The 16,893-nt window shown below is 49.8% G+C and carries 13 protein-coding genes; all 13 read left to right on the top strand.

Going from position 1 to position 16,893, the window contains the following annotated elements:
* Positions 1–189: 189 nt before the first annotated feature.
* The 13 genes from pflB to C2I18_RS02785 all read left to right on the top strand — a co-directional run bounded on the left by pflB (position 190) and on the right by C2I18_RS02785 (position 16,775).
* The gene (pflB, locus tag C2I18_RS02845; protein ID WP_249899781.1) at positions 190–2,451 is read left to right on the top strand and encodes a formate C-acetyltransferase; all 2,262 of its coding nucleotides are present in this window, start codon (positions 190–192) and stop codon (positions 2,449–2,451) included.
* Positions 2,452–2,586: 135 nt separating this feature from the next.
* A complete protein-coding gene (gene pflA / locus C2I18_RS02840; protein ID WP_249899780.1) occupies positions 2,587–3,324 on the top strand; it encodes a pyruvate formate-lyase-activating protein in 738 nt (245 codons plus the stop codon).
* 111 nt (positions 3,325–3,435) lie between these two features.
* Entirely contained in the window at positions 3,436–3,642 is a 207-nt protein-coding gene (locus tag C2I18_RS02835; protein WP_249899779.1) for a hypothetical protein, read from the top strand.
* Positions 3,643–3,799: 157 nt separating this feature from the next.
* Positions 3,800–5,209, top strand: a complete 1,410-nt coding sequence (locus C2I18_RS02830) for an extracellular solute-binding protein (RefSeq protein ID WP_249899778.1) — start codon at positions 3,800–3,802, stop codon at positions 5,207–5,209.
* A gap of 79 nt (positions 5,210–5,288) precedes the next feature.
* Positions 5,289–6,173: a carbohydrate ABC transporter permease gene (locus C2I18_RS02825; RefSeq protein WP_249899777.1), complete on the top strand. Its 885-nt coding sequence runs from the start codon at positions 5,289–5,291 to the stop codon at positions 6,171–6,173.
* Complete coding sequence (locus C2I18_RS02820) at positions 6,173–7,009, top strand: carbohydrate ABC transporter permease (protein WP_249899776.1); 837 nt, start codon at positions 6,173–6,175, stop codon at positions 7,007–7,009. Before C2I18_RS02825 ends, C2I18_RS02820 begins: the two co-directional genes overlap by 1 nt.
* Before the next feature lie 27 nt (positions 7,010–7,036).
* Complete coding sequence (locus C2I18_RS02815; protein WP_249899775.1) at positions 7,037–8,890, top strand: cache domain-containing sensor histidine kinase; 1,854 nt, start codon at positions 7,037–7,039, stop codon at positions 8,888–8,890.
* Positions 8,868–9,665: a response regulator transcription factor gene (locus C2I18_RS02810; RefSeq protein ID WP_249899774.1), complete on the top strand. Its 798-nt coding sequence runs from the start codon at positions 8,868–8,870 to the stop codon at positions 9,663–9,665. Before C2I18_RS02815 ends, C2I18_RS02810 begins: the two co-directional genes overlap by 23 nt.
* Before the next feature lie 216 nt (positions 9,666–9,881).
* Positions 9,882–12,176, top strand: coding sequence for a copper amine oxidase N-terminal domain-containing protein (locus C2I18_RS02805; protein WP_249899773.1), 2,295 nt, complete (start codon positions 9,882–9,884; stop codon positions 12,174–12,176).
* 272 nt (positions 12,177–12,448) lie between these two features.
* The gene (locus C2I18_RS02800; RefSeq protein WP_249899772.1) at positions 12,449–12,910 is read left to right on the top strand and encodes a Fur family transcriptional regulator; all 462 of its coding nucleotides are present in this window, start codon (positions 12,449–12,451) and stop codon (positions 12,908–12,910) included.
* Positions 12,910–13,176, top strand: a complete 267-nt coding sequence (gene yidD, locus C2I18_RS02795) for a membrane protein insertion efficiency factor YidD (RefSeq protein ID WP_481857913.1) — start codon at positions 12,910–12,912, stop codon at positions 13,174–13,176. Before C2I18_RS02800 ends, yidD begins: the two co-directional genes overlap by 1 nt.
* Positions 13,177–13,545: 369 nt before the next feature.
* Entirely contained in the window at positions 13,546–15,573 is a 2,028-nt protein-coding gene (gene metG, locus C2I18_RS02790) for a methionine--tRNA ligase (RefSeq protein ID WP_249899770.1), read from the top strand.
* Between the two features lie 164 nt (positions 15,574–15,737).
* A complete protein-coding gene (locus tag C2I18_RS02785) occupies positions 15,738–16,775 on the top strand; it encodes a metal ABC transporter solute-binding protein, Zn/Mn family (RefSeq protein WP_249899769.1) in 1,038 nt (345 codons plus the stop codon).
* Positions 16,776–16,893: the final 118 nt, after the last annotated feature.

Here is a 16,893-nt window from a genome sequence, read left to right as displayed (position 1 = left end):
GAAAGGTGATATTTGTCACAGTCCTTTTTCAGAAAATAAACTAAAATGTTTATATAAAGAACGGTCCCAGTTATACAGATACGATTGTGAATTTTATAACAACTATAGCGTTGGGATCACGAGACACGGGATTAACCTTCAAGCCCGCGATCTCTACAAATATAATAAATATAAATGGAGGGATTTAGCATGTCGGTGATTGAAAAAGATGTACAAGAAGTGAAATCGGGTTGGAGAAGTTTTGTAAAAGGCAAATGGTCCAAGAAAGTTGACGTAAACGAATTTATTTCCAAGAACATCAAGCCTTATGAAGGAAACGAAGATTTCCTCGTAGGTCCTACCAGCAACACTACTGAACTGTGGAAGATTATCTCCCAGCTGAGCAAGGAAGAAAGAGAAAGAGGCGGAGTATGGGACGTTTCTCTGGACACTGTCTCCACGATTACTTCCCACGCACCTGGCTATATCGATAAGGAAAAGGAACAAATTGTAGGCGTACAGACTGATGCACCTTTCAGACGTTCCATTCAACCGTTCGGCGGTATCAAGATGATGATCGACGCCACCAAAGCTTACGGCTTCGAGCTTCCGAACAACATGATCGAAATGTTCACGAATATCCGCAAAACGCATAACCAAGGCGTATTTGATGCATATACACCAGAAATGAGAGCCGTGCGTAAATCGGGCGTTATCACAGGTCTTCCTGATGCTTACGGCCGCGGACGCATCATCGGCGACTACCGCCGTGTTGCCCTGTACGGTATCGACTTCCTGATCAAAGACAAGAAACAGCAATTGACCGAGCTTGAAGTGGATTCCATGACTGAAGAAGTAATCCGCCTGCGCGAAGAGCTGTCAGAGCAAATCCGCGCTCTGGGCGAGCTGAAAGAAATGGCTGCCGCTCACGGTATGGATATCTCCAAACCGGCGAACAACTTCAAGGAAGCTACTCAATGGGTATATTTCGGTTACCTGGCAGCAGTTAAAGAGCAAAACGGTGCCGCAATGTCCCTGGGCCGCGTATCCTCCTTCCTCGACATCTATGCACAACGCGACTTTGAAGAAGGCACTCTTACTGAAGAGCAAGCACAAGAAATTGTTGACCACTTTGTAATGAAGCTGCGTATCGTGAAATTCCTGCGTACGCCTGACTATAACGAATTGTTCTCCGGTGACCCTACCTGGGTAACGGAATCCATCGGCGGTATGGCTGAAGACGGAACAACACGCGTTACCAAGAACAGCTTCCGCTTCCTGCATACCCTGTACAATCTGGGACCTGCACCAGAACCGAACCTGACTGTACTGTGGTCCGAAAGACTGCCTGAAGGCTTCAAGAAATATTGCGCCAAGGTTTCTATCGAGACAAGCGCGATCCAATATGAGAATGATGATGTAATGCGTCCATACTGGGGTGAAGATTACGCGATTGCCTGCTGCGTATCCCCAATGCGTATCGGTAAACAAATGCAGTTCTTCGGTGCCCGTGCTAACCTGGCCAAAGCTCTGCTGTATGCAATCAATGGCGGTGTAGACGAGAAGTCCGGAGCACAAGTTGGACCTGAATTCCCTGCAATCACTTCCGAGTATCTCGACTACAACGAAGTAATGAAACGCTTCAAACCGATGATGGAGTGGCTGGCCAAGACTTATGTCAACACCCTGAACATCATCCACTATATGCATGACAAATATTCTTACGAACGCATTGAAATGGCGCTGCATGACCGCGACATCCTGCGTACAATGGCTTGCGGTATCGCTGGTCTGTCCGTTGCTGCTGACTCCCTGAGCGCAATTAAATACGCGAAGGTTAAACCGATCCGCAACGAACAAGGTATCGCTATCGACTTCGAAACTGAAGGTGAATTCCCTTGCTACGGCAACAACGATGACGCTGTTGACAGCATCGCTGTTGAACTGGTTGAAACCTTTATGTCGATGATCCGCAAACACAAAACTTACCGTGATGCTATGCCGACTCAATCGGTACTGACGATCACTTCGAACGTGGTATATGGTAAGAAGACCGGTACTACTCCTGACGGACGCAAGAAAGGTGAACCGTTCGCTCCAGGTGCTAACCCAATGCACGGACGTGACAAAAAAGGCGCACTGGCTTCCTTGAACTCTGTTGCGAAGCTGCCTTACTCAGATGCCCAAGACGGTATCTCCAACACGTTCTCTATCGTTCCTAAGGCGCTGGGTAAAGACGAAGAATCCCGGAAGTCCAACCTGGTATTCATGATGGACGGATACTTCCACAACAACGCTCAGCACTTGAACGTTAACGTATTTAACCGTGAACAGCTGATCGATGCTATGGATCACCCTGAGAACTATCCGCAATTGACTGTCCGTGTATCCGGCTATGCTGTTAACTTCATCAAGCTGACCCGCGAACAACAGCTGGATGTTATCAACCGTACGTTCCACGGTACAATGTAATTGATTGAACTGTGTACGACAGTTCCTGTATAAAGTGAAATAGCAGTGAGGTGATACCGCCCTTGGTTCAGGGGCGGTAAAATCTTGCTGAAAATTGATTAAAATTTTAAGTTTTATGGAAAGGATGTCATCCTAATGGCTAATGGACATATACATTCCTTGGAAACCTTCGGTACCGTAGACGGACCTGGTATCCGTTTCGTACTATTCATGCAGGGCTGCCTGCTGAAATGCCAATATTGTCATAATCCGGATACTTGGGGTCTTAATGAAGGTAAAGAAATGAGCATTGAACAGGTACTTGCGGAAATTGAACCTTATCTGAATTATTATAAATCTTCCGGCGGCGGATTGACGGTCTCAGGCGGTGAGCCTACACTGCAGGCCCATTTTGTGAAAAACCTGTTCACTGAAGTAAAGAAACGCTGGAATCTTCATACTACACTGGACAGCAACGGCTATAATGACGGTTCAAAAATCAGTGATTTGCTCGATGTTACCGACCTTGTCCTCCTGGATCTTAAACATATTGACGATGAAGCGCATATCAAGCTCACCGGCAAATCAAATGAACGCACATTGAAGCTGGCCCGCTGGCTGTCCGATCATAACCGCAAAATGTGGATCCGCCACGTATATGTTCCCGGTATTCATGACAAAGAAGAAGATTTACTGAACCTGGGCCGGTTCATCGGAACACTGAAAGGTGTCGAGAAGTTTGAAATTTTGCCGTATCACCAAATGGGGATTTATAAATGGCAGGAGCTCGGCCGTGCATATGAGCTTGAAGGGGTGCCTTCACCAAGCGATGAGGAAGTGCAGCGCGCATACCGCTTAATTGAAGAAGGACGCAATCAGACCGCTCTGGTATGATGCTTAACTACAGAATAAAGCCGTTTTTACAGTAAATGCGTACTGTGGAGGCGGCTTTTTGGTGTGCAGGGATTCAGAGAACAATCATTAACGAACCGGAGGTTATCAGCAATGTTACACGAACCTGAAAATTATCATTGTCCGTTTTGTCTGCTGCTTAGCGGGGTGGAGAACCAGCGTGGAAAATCCAGGACGGCGGATATATTTTACAAGGATGAGTTCATTACTGCCTTCATTGCTTCGCATTGGCTGGCTAATAATCCGGGGCATGTGCTGATGACACCTATCGGCAGAGGAGCGCGTGGTATATGCGGATAAGCTAAGGGATTATTTTAAGGTGAAAGGTAATTAGTCATTTACTTGAATTAGAGGTTTTTATCCCTATAGTGGATGAATCTTAACCTTACGATAACAAATGCCGTTTTCTATAATTAGAGTTGTAAGGGATATCATTAAATAGGGAGGGTCACCCGAAATGAAGAAAAGCATGACTTTGCTGTTAACGCTGATTTTTGTTACGTCTGCGCTTTTGGCCGGATGTGGCGGCAACAACAACAATGCCGGCGGCAATAATGGAGAGGCAGCTGCGACAAATAACGGCGGTGCTGCAACCAATGCCCCGGCCACTGAAGAGCCGGTAAGCACAGAACCTTTTGAGATGACGATCCGCCATACCCAGGTGGGTGCAGACAAACAGAAACGGCTCGCCATTCTGGAGGATGTCGTCGGCAAAGTACAGGAAGAAGTACCCGGTCTGACGTTCAAGCTGGACGGTGTTGATTCAGATGTGAACCGCAAAGAAAAGCTGCGCGGTGAGATGGCCGCCGGCAATCCTCCGGAAATATTTGACCTGTTCGGCAGCCCGGACTCCAAAATTTATGCCAAAGAGGGCAAGCTGCTTGACCTGACCCCTATCCTCGAAGAGCTGGGTATCCAAGACAAATTCTCCAACCTGGATCCGTTTACGTATGAGGGCAAAATTTACGGCCTGCCGATTGGCGGCTCCGGGGAAGGGTTCTTTTACAATAAAGAGTACTATACAAGCAAAGGCTGGCAGGCTCCAGCTACATTTGCAGAGCTGGAGCAGCAGCTGGCCGACATTAAAGCTGACGGTAAAGTGCCAATGGCAGGCGCATCCAAAGCCGGTTGGGTACCGCTGATGCTGGCAAATCATCTGTGGTCGCGGTACGCCGGTCCGGACATCACTGCCAAATTTGCAACCGGTGAGGCGAAATGGAACGATCCAAATGTGATCAAAGGTTTTGCGAAATACAAGGAGTGGGTAGACAAGGGCTACTTTAAGAAAGGTGAGCTTGGCTTCGAGTATGCCGAGTACACTACACAGTTCACCAGCGGTGAAGCGATTCTGATGTATGACGGCACCTGGAAATCCTCCGTGTTCAAACCGGGACAGTCCGGCGAAGGCCTGATCGGCAAAGTAGGGTTCTTCAATATTCCGGCTGTCGAAGGCGGCGTTGGCGACCAGACCGCCCTGATGCGCGATGTGAACAACGGCTACGGGTTCTCGGCTGCCGCAGGGGAAGATGAACGCCAGCTGGCGGCAGTGAAATCTTTTATCAAAAATATGTTCAATGAAGAAATGCAGCTGCGCGGCCTGGTAGAAGACGGTGTGCTGCCGGCGATGAAGATTGACCAGAATGTGCTGAATGAGAACATTACCGATGATCTGATGAGCGAAATTGTGGCTGTGCTGAATAATTCGGCGTCCTCGTTCCCGGCCTTTGATTCCCTGGTACAGGCGGATGTAACGACCGAAATCAGCAATATTCAGATTCAAAGCCTGATCGGCGGGCAGACGACACCTGAGAAGATGGGCGAAGCCCTGCAAAAGATCCAGGAAGAAGCAAATGCGGCTGTGGAATAAACGGCAGTAAATTGAATGTGCCCTGGTGCTTGCTCCAGGGTGCTTTTTTTAAATATGCTTCAGCTATTTGGAGGTAGTCATGAACAAAGCACTCAGAAATCCGCTGGTTTTTATTCTGTTCGTCATTCCTGCACTTGTATTGTTCATCATGTTCTTTATCTATCCTATTTTCAGTTCGGTTTACTACAGCTTTACCAGCTGGAACGGCGTTTCGGACACAGTAAAATATGCCGGCATAAGCAATTTTGAAAAAGCACTGGGAGATGAACGCTTCTGGACCTCGGTGAAAAATAACGGCTGGTTTATTCTTTTCTCTGTGTGCGTGCAGGTTCCGTTAATCGTGTTCTTTTCCCTGCTGATTTCGCATGTCAAAAAGCTCAAAGGGCTCTACAAGACGGCTGTATTTATGCCATCGATCATGTCAACAGCGGTTATCGGCATCCTCTGGGGGTTCATCTATGAACCGAATATCGGGCTGTTTAACAAGCTGCTGAGTTTGGCAGGCATTGATCCGGTGTACTGGCTGTCCGATGAACGGTTTGCCATGCTCTCTATTCTGATTACCAATGCCTGGCAGTGGACCGGATTTTACATTGTAATGGTGCTGGCGGCGATTCTGGCGATTCCCGGGGAATTGGATGAGGCAGCAGCGATTGACGGCGCTACGGGCTTTCAGCGGGCGACACGGATCACTTTGCCGCTGATCGTACCTATTATTTCAGTGGTTATCATGCTCTCCATTGCTGGTGCAATGAAAGCTGCGGATATCGTCATCGTTATGACGAAGGGCGGGCCGGCCGGATCAACCGAGGTTATGGCCACATACATGATCAAATACGCCATCACCAACTTTAAATACGGATACGGCAATGCCATTGCGGTCCTGATCTTTGTGTTCACCCTTGTTGTTACCGCACTGTATCAGCTGCTGGTCGCCCGGCGCAGTGAAAGGATTGAATATTGATGCTGACCCTACGCAACCTGAAAAAAAGCCTGCCGCATATCGCGCTGCTCGGATATCTTCTGATTGTACTGTTTCCGTTCCTGTTCGTGCTGTTCTCGTCTGTCAAAAAGGATAACAATTCCATTGCCCTGAATCCGTTCGGCATTCCGGAGGAATTTGTATTTTCCAATTATGTCGAGGCATGGGTGAATGCCAAGATCAGCACTTACTTTTTTAACAGCTTATATATATCGGTATTCGCCTCTGTAGTGTCCATACTGCTGGCCTCCATGTTTGCCTTTGCGGTTACGCGGATGCGTCAGGGCAGATGGAATACCATACTCTTTTCACTGGTACTGGTCGGAATGCTGATCCCTAATAATGCCCTGATGCTGCCGATTTACACCATTGTGCGCAAGCTGCATATCCTTAACACACACTGGGCGCTGATCATTCCTTACATTGCCAATGCCATTCCTTTTACCATCATTATTCTGGCCGCATTTATGCGTTCATTGCCCAGTGAAATTGAAGAAGCGGCGGTCATGGACGGCTTGAAGGCTCCGGGTATCTTTGCTAAAATTATTGTACCTCTGACGGTTCCCGCCATGGTTACAGTGTTCATTGTTAATTTCCTGGGAAATTGGAATGAATTTTTGCTGGCTAACTACTTTTTATCCAATGACGAGCTGCGCACGCTGCCGGTGGGAATGGTCCAATTCCGCGATCAATATCAGATGAACTATGCGCAAATGTCCGCAGGCATTGTCTACAGTGTGCTGCCGGTCATCGTTATATACGCCATTTTGCAGGAGAAAATCATTGAAGGCGTAACGGCGGGCAGCGTAAAAGGCTAACCTTCCTACAGTCAGGAGCAGCAGCCTATGAATTTGCGCTACAAGTTATTTACGGCATTTTTAGGCCTGATCATCATCCCCTTATTCATTCTTGGCATGATTATGTTCTTCGTCACCTACAATTCTATTGAAAAAAAGTACAGCCAGCAGTCCGAATATTCGCTCAAAGCAATCAGCTACAGCATCTCCAACGTGTTCAAGGATATGGACAACGTCACAGACACCGGGATAGCCACTTCAGTTTTTCATATGGCCCTCAGCGCCGATGATCCGTCCAAGCAGGATTTGACCGATGCCGAGCAGCTCAGCCTGAATGCCAGCCAGCGCAATTTCCGCAGCCTGCTGTATAATCACCCGTCGATCAGCTACGCTTTTTTGTACAATTTTAACGGAAAAGGCAGCTCTGAAATCGTCTCGGTGTTCAACAAAGAGAATTTCCGCACACTCCCCTACGACAAATTCAAAGGCAGCGACCTGTACCAGGAAGTCATGAAGCTTAACGGTGTACCGAAATGGCTGGCCCCGCATGAATATCCGGAACTGACCGGAACAGAGCCTGTATTTACCCAGATCCGGCTGATCAAAGAACTCAGCTTCTTTCAGGACATCGGCATTTTGGTTGTACAGATCAAAAACTGGGAGTTCGAATCCATCTTCCGCAATCTCAAAATCGGCGACAGTGATCAGAAGGTATCTTTTATGCTGGTGAATGATGGCGGCATGATTCTGTTCGATCCCGACCGCAAGCTGGACGGCCGGAATTTCAACTCTTTTACGAACAGGGACATCGTCTTTAAAGAGGGTTTTCAAAGCTTCAGAACGCAGTTCAGCGGGGAGAAGAGCATTCTGTCGGTCTACCATCTGAAGGACTATCCCTGGAGTCTTGTGTCAGTGACCTCGTGGAACTCCCTGTCCAGGGAAGTAACGGTGTTTGCACGCTGGTTCGTTGCGGTTATTGTTCTCTGCCTGCTGGCAGCGGTAGTTTTTAACCTTTTTTTTATGAACCGGATTACCGGAGGGATTGCCGTAATTGTGCGCTTTATGCGCAGGGTGGAGGACGGGGACCTGACTACCCGGATGGAAGAGCGGGGCAATGATGAAATGACGCTGCTGGCCAGAGGCTTTAATGATCTGATGGATAAAATCAACGGCTTGTTCAACCGGGTCCAGCTGGAGCAGCGGCGCAAAAATCAGGCGGAAATGCGGGTGCTGCAGGCCCAGATCAAACCGCATTTCCTCTTCAACACGCTGGAATCGATTAACGTGCTTGCCGTGCAGAACGAAGGGCGCAAAGTCAGTGAGATGGTCTACCGGCTGGCCAGCATTCTGCGGATCAGCATTCAGGACCGGGATGAGATTACGCTGGAGGAGGAAATCCGGCATCTGCGCAACTATCTCGATATCCAGAAGTTCCGCTTCGAGGATATTTTTGATTATGAAATTCATATTCCCGAGGCGCTGCTGGGCTGCGGAATCCTCAAGCTGACGCTCCAGCCGCTGGTGGAGAACAGTATCCAGCACGGGTTCGAAGGCATCGGATACAAAGGCAGGTTAACGGTAACAGGCTGGGAAAGCCGCGGAAATCTGATTTTGAGAATCGAAGACAACGGGATCGGCATGACCTCGTCCCAGCTGTCCATGTTCCAGTACATGGTGAATGAGACGGCCGGGCACGGGCCGGATGGTGAGCCTGAGCCTGTTATTCATTCAGAACGGCGGGGGCTTGGCGTCCGCAGTGTGGCGGACCGTATCCGGATCGAATATGGCGGACTGTACGGGATATTTATCTGTGCCAGCCCGGGGCAGGGAACGATTATTCAATGCGTCATCCCTAAATACGTGCAGGGGGAAGATCATTATGCTAAAAGTATTATTGGTTGACGATGAAGCCCCTATACTTAACAATCTTAACCGTGTGCTGCCTTGGCAGGAGATGGGGATGGAAGTGACGGGCATGGCGCGCAGCGGTATAGACGCTCTGCGGATGGCTGAGGAGCAGGCTCCTGATCTTGTGCTCTGTGATATCCGCATGCCGGTCATGGACGGATTGACTTTTATCGGCAGGCTGCGCGAGATGGGGCTGGAGAGTGAAGTGCTGCTGCTCAGCGGCTATCAGGAGTTTGATTATGCCAGGGAAGCCATCCGGCTCGGAGTAAAGGAATACATCTGCAAGCCGATTCATTATGAAGAGCTTGGCCACAAGGTGCGGGAGATCGGCACAAGGATCCGCAGCAGGCAGTATAAGGATAAGCTATATAACAGCATCCCGCTGTTCCAGGAAGTGCCGCCGGCTGAAGAAACGGCCAAAAAAACACCGGAGCAGCTGATGAACCTGGCGGCACATTATATATCGGAGCGGCTGAACTATGACCTGGGCATTGAGGAAGTAGCGAATAAGATCGGAATCAGCAGCAGCTATTTTTGCCTCTTGTTCAAGAACCGTTTTGCAATGACCTTTGTAGAATATGTGACACAGCAGCGGATCGAAGCCGCCAAGTTCATGCTGTCCAGCAGCGACAAGAGCATTGCCGCCATCAGTTCTGGACTGGGGTACCAGGAGCGGCGTTATTTTACGAAAGTGTTCCTGAAACAGACAGGCATGACTCCTAAAGAGTACCGTGATAAGTACCGTGATGCAGAGACGTTCCACCCCTGAATTGCGGGCGGGGCGTTTCTTTTTACAATGTTTTCTTTACAAAGAATGAAACTTTTTATGGCCCCATGCGTCTAATACTATGTTTTGTAAAATGAACGTGGCAAAAACTTACCTGTCGGAAGATAGGGGGAGGCGACGTTTTGCGGGGATTATAAGGGGTAGAACAGAGAGAATTACTGCCTTATATACTACAATTGGGAGCAGAGGAGTCGTAACATGAATTTTAAGAAACTATCTTTAGTTGCTGTGCTGGCTGTATCACAGGCCGCCTCGGCAGTCCCGGCTTTTGCAGAGCCGGTAAGTACCAAAGGAGTATCCGGATCAGTATATGCAGCCGAAGCTGCTCCTGCATCAGAGACAGTGTCAGAGCCTTTGACCTCAGATCCGCTGCCGATGGCTACAGATCCATTACCGGCGGCTACAGACCCACTACCAAGCCTGCCTTCCGGAACTGTTACACCTACGCCAACTCCGATTCCGGGCGTTGTAACAGAACCGTCAGCTACCGCAGATCCGTCTGCTCCTGCTGATCCGCTGGCAACACCGGTCCCAACAGAAACGGTATTTCCGGCGGCAACACCAAATGTTACCGTACCCGCAACTGATCCTGCAGCTCAACCGCTTGCGGGTAACAATGCAAATCAGCTGATTCTCATGATGAACAGCAACAAAATGTACAAGAACGGAACGGAATACCTTGCCAACCAGCCGATGGCAGTCAAGAATGGCGTGTCTTACGTATCCATCCGGGCCATGGTGGAAATGGTAGGCGTGAGTTATACCTATGATTACAAAACCAAAGAAGTTATTGTCACCAAGGGCTCAAGCATCATGCGCTTTAAGACCGACAGCAAGATTTATACAGTGAACGGGTCCAAAGTGACCATGAAGGGTCCGGCCTACCAGTTCAAAGGAACATTCATGGTGCCGCTTACCTCGATTACCGGTGCACTTGGCATTCCTTATACCGTTGATAATATTCAGAAACGGGTCATTCTTACACTGAATACAAGACCTTCGGCTTCTTTTACAATCCAGCCGGGTGAAATTTACGCAGGCCAGACCATCGTAAACTATGTAACCAAGAGCTCTTCACCAAATGGTACAGCCATCGTAGAAGAGAGCTGGAGCAGCAACAAGCAGGATATGTATGATCAGCCGGGATATTATACCATTACTTATTCCGTAAGAGATGCAAGCGGACAGTGGAGTAATCCGTATTCCCAGACCATCCAGGTTCTGCAGCCGAATCAGCCTCCGGTGGCTAATTTCACTACAGACAAGGAAGAGTACAAGATGGGTGAGCCGGTAACGCTGACCGATCTGAGCTATGATCCTGAGAATGAAGAGCTGACAACCGTGTGGAACAACCGGGCCCTGGCTTACTTCAATCCCGGACCGCTCTCCATCTCGCTGACCGTTACCGACAAACACGGTTTGACCAGCACATTTGAGAAGACGATCAACATTACGAACGAGCAAATGTATACCCAGGATGAAGTGGCGAAGCTGTTCACCGTACCTGGTGATGTAATCACTATGGACGGCGGAATGATCCCGGGCCTGACGAATGTGAACTACAACCTGTCTTCCGAGCCTTATACACTGATCCGCAGCAACAGCCCGGAGACTGTGAATACAGAAGGCGTACTGTACCGTGAAACAGCGGTTGGCGCAACACGCTTCCTGGTCCACCACATGAACAACATGACGACCAGACAGAAGCTGTATGTGATTGCAACGAATAATAATCTGTACCCGACGACCATTACAACACAATTCGCCGGAATCGCCGGTCCGGTGGTTTCACCGGAATACACTGGCAAAATTTCAGTTCAAAAGTATTACACCTCGATGCTTACAAATGAGAAATACGGCTCCATTACACTGCAGCCGGGTGAGAGCGTACCTATTCTGACCGATCTCAGTAAAATTGCCATGAAACCAAAAGAAGTGCTCTCACTCAGCGCTGACTTGTTCAGTGACTATGCAGTGCAGTACAACGTGGTTATGGTGGAACAGACCAAAGATCCGCTGGCTGAGCTGCCGTATCTTCCGGTTCTTGACCGTGACGGCGTACACAACCGCGGAACATACCCGGATTCTACCCGCATTATTACGGTATCGGATAGAGTAGGAGCTACTCAAACGAAGCTGGTGCTGGGAGATAACAACAACGACAAGAATCTGATCGGTATAGATCCGATGAACGGAACCGAAGCTTCCAACTCAGGTAACTTTGGCGTACTGTACAAAATCAGATTCGAGCACGTCGCCGCGAACACCCTGATTACGTTCAATCCGCGCGGAGGCAATTATCTCGGATCCATCATGGTTAACAATAATATTATCAACCTGCCGAACAAAGGCAGCCTGTCGAATTCGGACATGAATGCTGTTGTCTACCGTTCCGGTGATTATGACGGTCCCGTAGAGATGGTCTTCACCGTTGCTTCCGGCAGCAATCTTCCGGTGAACCTGGTCTTCACCCCGCTTCCGGCCAAGAAATAAACGGAAACTATATTAACATCCAAAGCTGACCCGAAAGCCATAATGGCTGCTTGGGTCAGTTTTTTTATAATGTAGATGATGCGTGAGCTTTTTGGGTGGACGCTCCGAGAACGGCGGAATCCCGTCTTCAATCTTGAACGGAATCGTAAAAAGACAGGAAACTGCTTCTGCCAAGGCTGTCGGGAAGCGGGGCTTCATTGACGGGGCATTTATTTTGGGGCATTATTAAGAGAGTGCAACACAATTGACCTAACTTTATGGGAGATGAGCGAATGCTGTCGACAGAACAAATACTGGACGCGATGTCGGGACAGGGATTGCGAATCACCGATCAGCGCAAAACGCTTGCCAAGTTATTCGGCGAGAATACGGGATATTTGTCTGCGAAGGATGTATATGAGCATATGGGCCGCAAATACAGCGGACTGAGCTTTGATACGGTGTACCGGAATCTGCGGGTAATGGAAGAACTCGGTGTTCTGGAACAGGTGGTGTTTGAAGACGGCGTCAAGTTCAAAGGCAGCTGCAATCAGGACCATCACCATCACCATATGATTTGCCTTCAGTGCATGAAGACTTACCCGATTAATTTCTGCCCGATGAATTTAACGGATACTCCGGACCAGTTCCGGGTAGTCAAGCATAAATTTGAGGTGTTCGGTTACTGCAAGGATTGCGAACAAAACCGCGAAGATGAGGCAGCTGTGGCTGCCCACGGCAAAGAAGGCCGCTGATTATGCCTACACTGCGCAGAACGATTCAGGCTCCTATCCGCGTGTACCGCAAGTTTATTTCGCCGCTTAAGCCGGCAACCTGCCGCTTTTATCCTACCTGCTCGGCCTATGCGCTCGAGGCAATAGAGGTTCATGGTCCGGCTAAGGGCTCCTGGCTGGCAGCCAAGCGGATTGCCAGATGCCATCCTTTCCATCCAGGAGGGCTGGATCCGGTGCCCCCGGCAGGCGGGAGTGCTTCCGGGGACGGGGCGGCCCCTACGACTTGACATGGGGTCTGGTTATTGGGTATATTTTGGAGAATAATATGATTTCCGACGAACGGATGAGTAGATCAGAATGTCCATTGCAGAGAGCCGGGGGAGCTGGGAGCCGGTATGGTACGTATGATCGAATATGGTCCGGGAGGAACTGTGTTCGAGCAGGAGCCGTGACAGCAGCGGCGGCTGTAAGATAACGGCGTGTTCCAGCGTTAATGGACAGTTTCCGCAAGGGAACTGGCGAAGCCTGCGCTCTGTGAGGAGCCGGGGAACTTTGGGTGGTATCGCGTGAGTATACTCTCGCCCCATATAGGGGCGGGAGTTTTTTGTGTTTTTTAACACAACTGTATTTGCCAAGACGAAAGGATGACTATTGAAATGAGCGACAACAAAACATTTTATCTGACAACACCGATCTACTATCCAAGCGACAAGCTGCACATCGGTCATGCGTATTCCACGGTGGCCGGAGATGCCATGGCCCGTTACAAGCGCCTGCGCGGTTATGAGGTGCGCTACCTGACAGGTACCGATGAGCATGGACAGAAGATCGAAGAAAAGGCCGCAAAAGCCGGCAAGACGCCTCAGGAGTTCGTTGACGGTATTGTCGCGGGCATTAAGGAGCTGTGGCGCAAGCTGGAGATCTCCAATGATGATTTCATCCGCACAACGGAAGAACGCCATAAAACAGTAGTTGCCGATATTTTTGACCGGCTGCTGCAGCAGGACGACATCTATAAGGGGGAGTATGAAGGCTGGTACTGTATCCCTGATGAGACCTTTTATACGGAAACCCAGCTGGTGGATATCGAACGTGATGCGGACGGCAATATTACCGGGGGGAAAAGCCCGGACAGCGGACATCCTGTAGAGCTGGTAAAAGAGGAAAGCTACTTCTTACGGATGAGCAAATATGCTGACCGCCTGCTGAAGTTCTACGAAGAGAATCCGGAATTCATTCTGCCGGAGACGCGCAAAAACGAAATGATCAACAACTTCATTAAGCCGGGTCTGGAGGACCTCGCTGTATCGCGTACAACATTCGACTGGGGGATTAAGGTAAAAGGCGATCCCAAGCATGTGGTCTATGTATGGATCGATGCACTTACCAACTATATTACCGCCCTCGGTTACGGCTCTGCGGACCGCAGCCTGTACGACAAGTTCTGGCCTGCGGACGTGCACATTGTCGGTAAAGAAATTGTACGCTTCCACACCATCATCTGGCCGGTCATTCTGATGGCGCTTGGCGAACCGCTTCCGAAAAAGATATTCGCCCATGGCTGGCTGCTGATGAAGGACGGAAAAATGTCAAAATCCAAAGGCAACGTGGTGGATCCGGTAACCCTGATCGACCGTTACGGCCTGGATGCGCTGAGATACTACCTGCTGCGTGAAGTGCCATTCGGCTCTGACGGCACCTTTACACCTGAGAGCTTCGTGGACCGGATCAACTATGATTTGGCCAATGACCTTGGCAACCTGCTGAACCGTACAGGGGCAATGGTCGAGAAGTACTTTGGCGGCGAGCTTCCGGCATATGCAGGAAAGGTTACTGCCTTTGACGGCGAGCTTGAAGCTGCTGTGGAGAGCACCTATGCCAAGGTAGAAGAAGCGATGGAAAAAATGGAGTTCTCCGTAGCGCTGACTGCCATCGGTGCGCTGATCAGCCGTACCAATAAATATATCGACGAAACCCAGCCGTGGGTGCTCGCCAAGGATGAGAGCAGAACCGCTGAGCTGGCCTCGGTAATGAGACATCTTGTGGAAGGCCTGCGGACGGCGTCGATTCTGCTGCAGCCGTTCCTGACCGGCGCTCCGGCGAAGATCTGGGAGCAGCTAGGCATTGAGCAGGGTGAGCTGACCACCTGGGACAGCGGCAAAACCTTTGGCCTTATCCCAGCCGGAACGAAGCTGGTCAAAGGCGATCCGATCTTCCCGCGTCTTGACGTAGCGGTGGAGGTGGCTTACATCGCTGAAGCGATGGGCGCAGGCAAACCTGCTGAAGCTGAGGCTGCGGCGGCACCTGCAGCCGCAGAAGGCAGTGCTGCTCCGGCTGCCGAGGTGGAGGAAGAGCATAAAGAAGAAATCGGCATTGACGATTTCGCCAAAGCGGAGCTGCGCGTGGCCCAGGTCATCGCTGCCGAGCCGGTGAAAAAGGCGGATAAGCTGCTGAAGCTGCAGCTCGACCTTGGATACGAACAGCGCCAGGTAGTGTCGGGGATCGCCAAGTTCTACACGCCGGAAGAGCTGGTGGGCCGCAAGGTCATCTGTATCGTCAACCTGAAGCCGGTGAAGCTGCGCGGTGAGCTGTCGCAGGGCATGATCCTGGCAGCTTCCAAGGGAGATCAGCTGACCATCGCCACAGTTCCGGACAGCATGCCTAACGGAGCGATTGTAAAATAAATTTTGGGTAGCGTATCCCAACCTTCTAGTTGATTGTTCAGGAAAGCCCTGGTGCCATAAGGCGCGGGGTTTTCCTGTTTTTGCGTAAGGCGGTTGACTTATCGTAACCATTACTATTATAATTCTCATAGTAAAATTTACGATTTAAGGAGTCGATAGTGAAGATGTCTTTCAAAAGCTTACGCAAAGGACTGCTGCTTACCCTTCCAGTCATGGTATTATTCGTGCTTGCAGCCTGCGGTCCCAAAAGCACAGGGAATATTGTTGAGGGTAAAGTGAACGTAGTAACAACCTTTTATCCTATATATGAATTCGCCACTGAAATCGGCGGCGAGGATGCCAATGTGATCAATCTGCTTCCGGTTGGCGTAGAGCCGCATGATTGGACACCGCGCAGCCAGGATATCGTCAATACTTCCAAGGCGCAGCTGTTCCTGTATAACGGAGCCGGTCTGGAAGGCTGGGTGCCGAATTTCCTCAAAAGCCTGGACAGCGACAGTGAAACTGAGGCCGTTGAAGTCAGCAAAGGTGTGGATCTTATCATGACGGATGAAGAGCATGACCATGATCACGACCATGGCGAGGAAGCAGGACATGCTGAAGAAGGCGGCGAGCATGCTGAGGAGCATGCTGAGGAGCATGCAGAGAACCATGCCGCGGAAGAGAGCGGGGATTCCCTGCATACCGATCCGCACACATGGGTGAGCCCGAAATCGGCGCTGGTTATGGCTGAGAATATCAAGAACAGTCTGCAAGCTGCAGATCCCGATCATAAAGACGCTTATGAAGAGCGTTATAATACATTGGCAGAGCGCCTAAAGGAGCTGGACAATAAGTTCACTGCCGAGCTTGCCAAGCTGCCGAATAAGGAAATTGTCGTATCCCACCAGGCCTTCTCTTATCTGGCACGTGATTACGGGCTGAGCCAGCATGCCATTATGGGTCTGTCTCCGGATGCTGAGCCGCGCGGACAGGATCTGGTGAACTTGGCCAATCTGGTGAAGGAAGAGGGCATCCGTTATATCTTTTTCGAAGAGCTGGTGTCTGACAAACTGGCCAAAACCCTGGCAGGTGAAGCCGGCGTGGAAACCATGGTACTGAATCCTGTAGAGGGACTTACCGAGGAACAAGAGAAAAACGGGGACAACTACTTCACACTGATGGAGAAAAATTTGCAAAATCTGATTCTGGCCTTACAATAATAAGGAAAGAATAAGAGAAAGGCGGTACTATACTATGCAACCGGTATCCCTGGACTGCCATCAGCATATGATCGAAATACAGGATCTTTCCTTCTCCTATGGAGAGCAAAAAGTAATC

The organism is Paenibacillus sp. PK3_47 (genome assembly GCF_023520895.1).
Classification (GTDB): Bacteria; Bacillota; Bacilli; order Paenibacillales; family Paenibacillaceae; genus Paenibacillus_AQ.
The sequence above is the reverse complement of the archived record's forward strand: the minus strand, read 5'-3'. Positions and strand labels throughout refer to the sequence as shown.

Coding starts and splice junctions, on each gene's coding strand:
- pflA (WP_249899780.1), top strand. CDS start 2,587: ATGGCTAATGGACATATACATTCCTTGGAAACCTTCGGTACCGTAGAC.
- C2I18_RS02785 (WP_249899769.1), top strand. CDS start 15,738: ATGTCTTTCAAAAGCTTACGCAAAGGACTGCTGCTTACCCTTCCAGTC.
- C2I18_RS02820 (WP_249899776.1), top strand. CDS start 6,173: ATGCTGACCCTACGCAACCTGAAAAAAAGCCTGCCGCATATCGCGCTG.
- metG (WP_249899770.1), top strand. CDS start 13,546: ATGAGCGACAACAAAACATTTTATCTGACAACACCGATCTACTATCCA.
- C2I18_RS02825 (WP_249899777.1), top strand. CDS start 5,289: ATGAACAAAGCACTCAGAAATCCGCTGGTTTTTATTCTGTTCGTCATT.
- C2I18_RS02800 (WP_249899772.1), top strand. CDS start 12,449: ATGCTGTCGACAGAACAAATACTGGACGCGATGTCGGGACAGGGATTG.
- C2I18_RS02810 (WP_249899774.1), top strand. CDS start 8,868: ATGCTAAAAGTATTATTGGTTGACGATGAAGCCCCTATACTTAACAAT.
- C2I18_RS02830 (WP_249899778.1), top strand. CDS start 3,800: ATGAAGAAAAGCATGACTTTGCTGTTAACGCTGATTTTTGTTACGTCT.
- C2I18_RS02835 (WP_249899779.1), top strand. CDS start 3,436: ATGTTACACGAACCTGAAAATTATCATTGTCCGTTTTGTCTGCTGCTT.
- pflB (WP_249899781.1), top strand. CDS start 190: ATGTCGGTGATTGAAAAAGATGTACAAGAAGTGAAATCGGGTTGGAGA.
- C2I18_RS02805 (WP_249899773.1), top strand. CDS start 9,882: ATGAATTTTAAGAAACTATCTTTAGTTGCTGTGCTGGCTGTATCACAG.
- C2I18_RS02815 (WP_249899775.1), top strand. CDS start 7,037: ATGAATTTGCGCTACAAGTTATTTACGGCATTTTTAGGCCTGATCATC.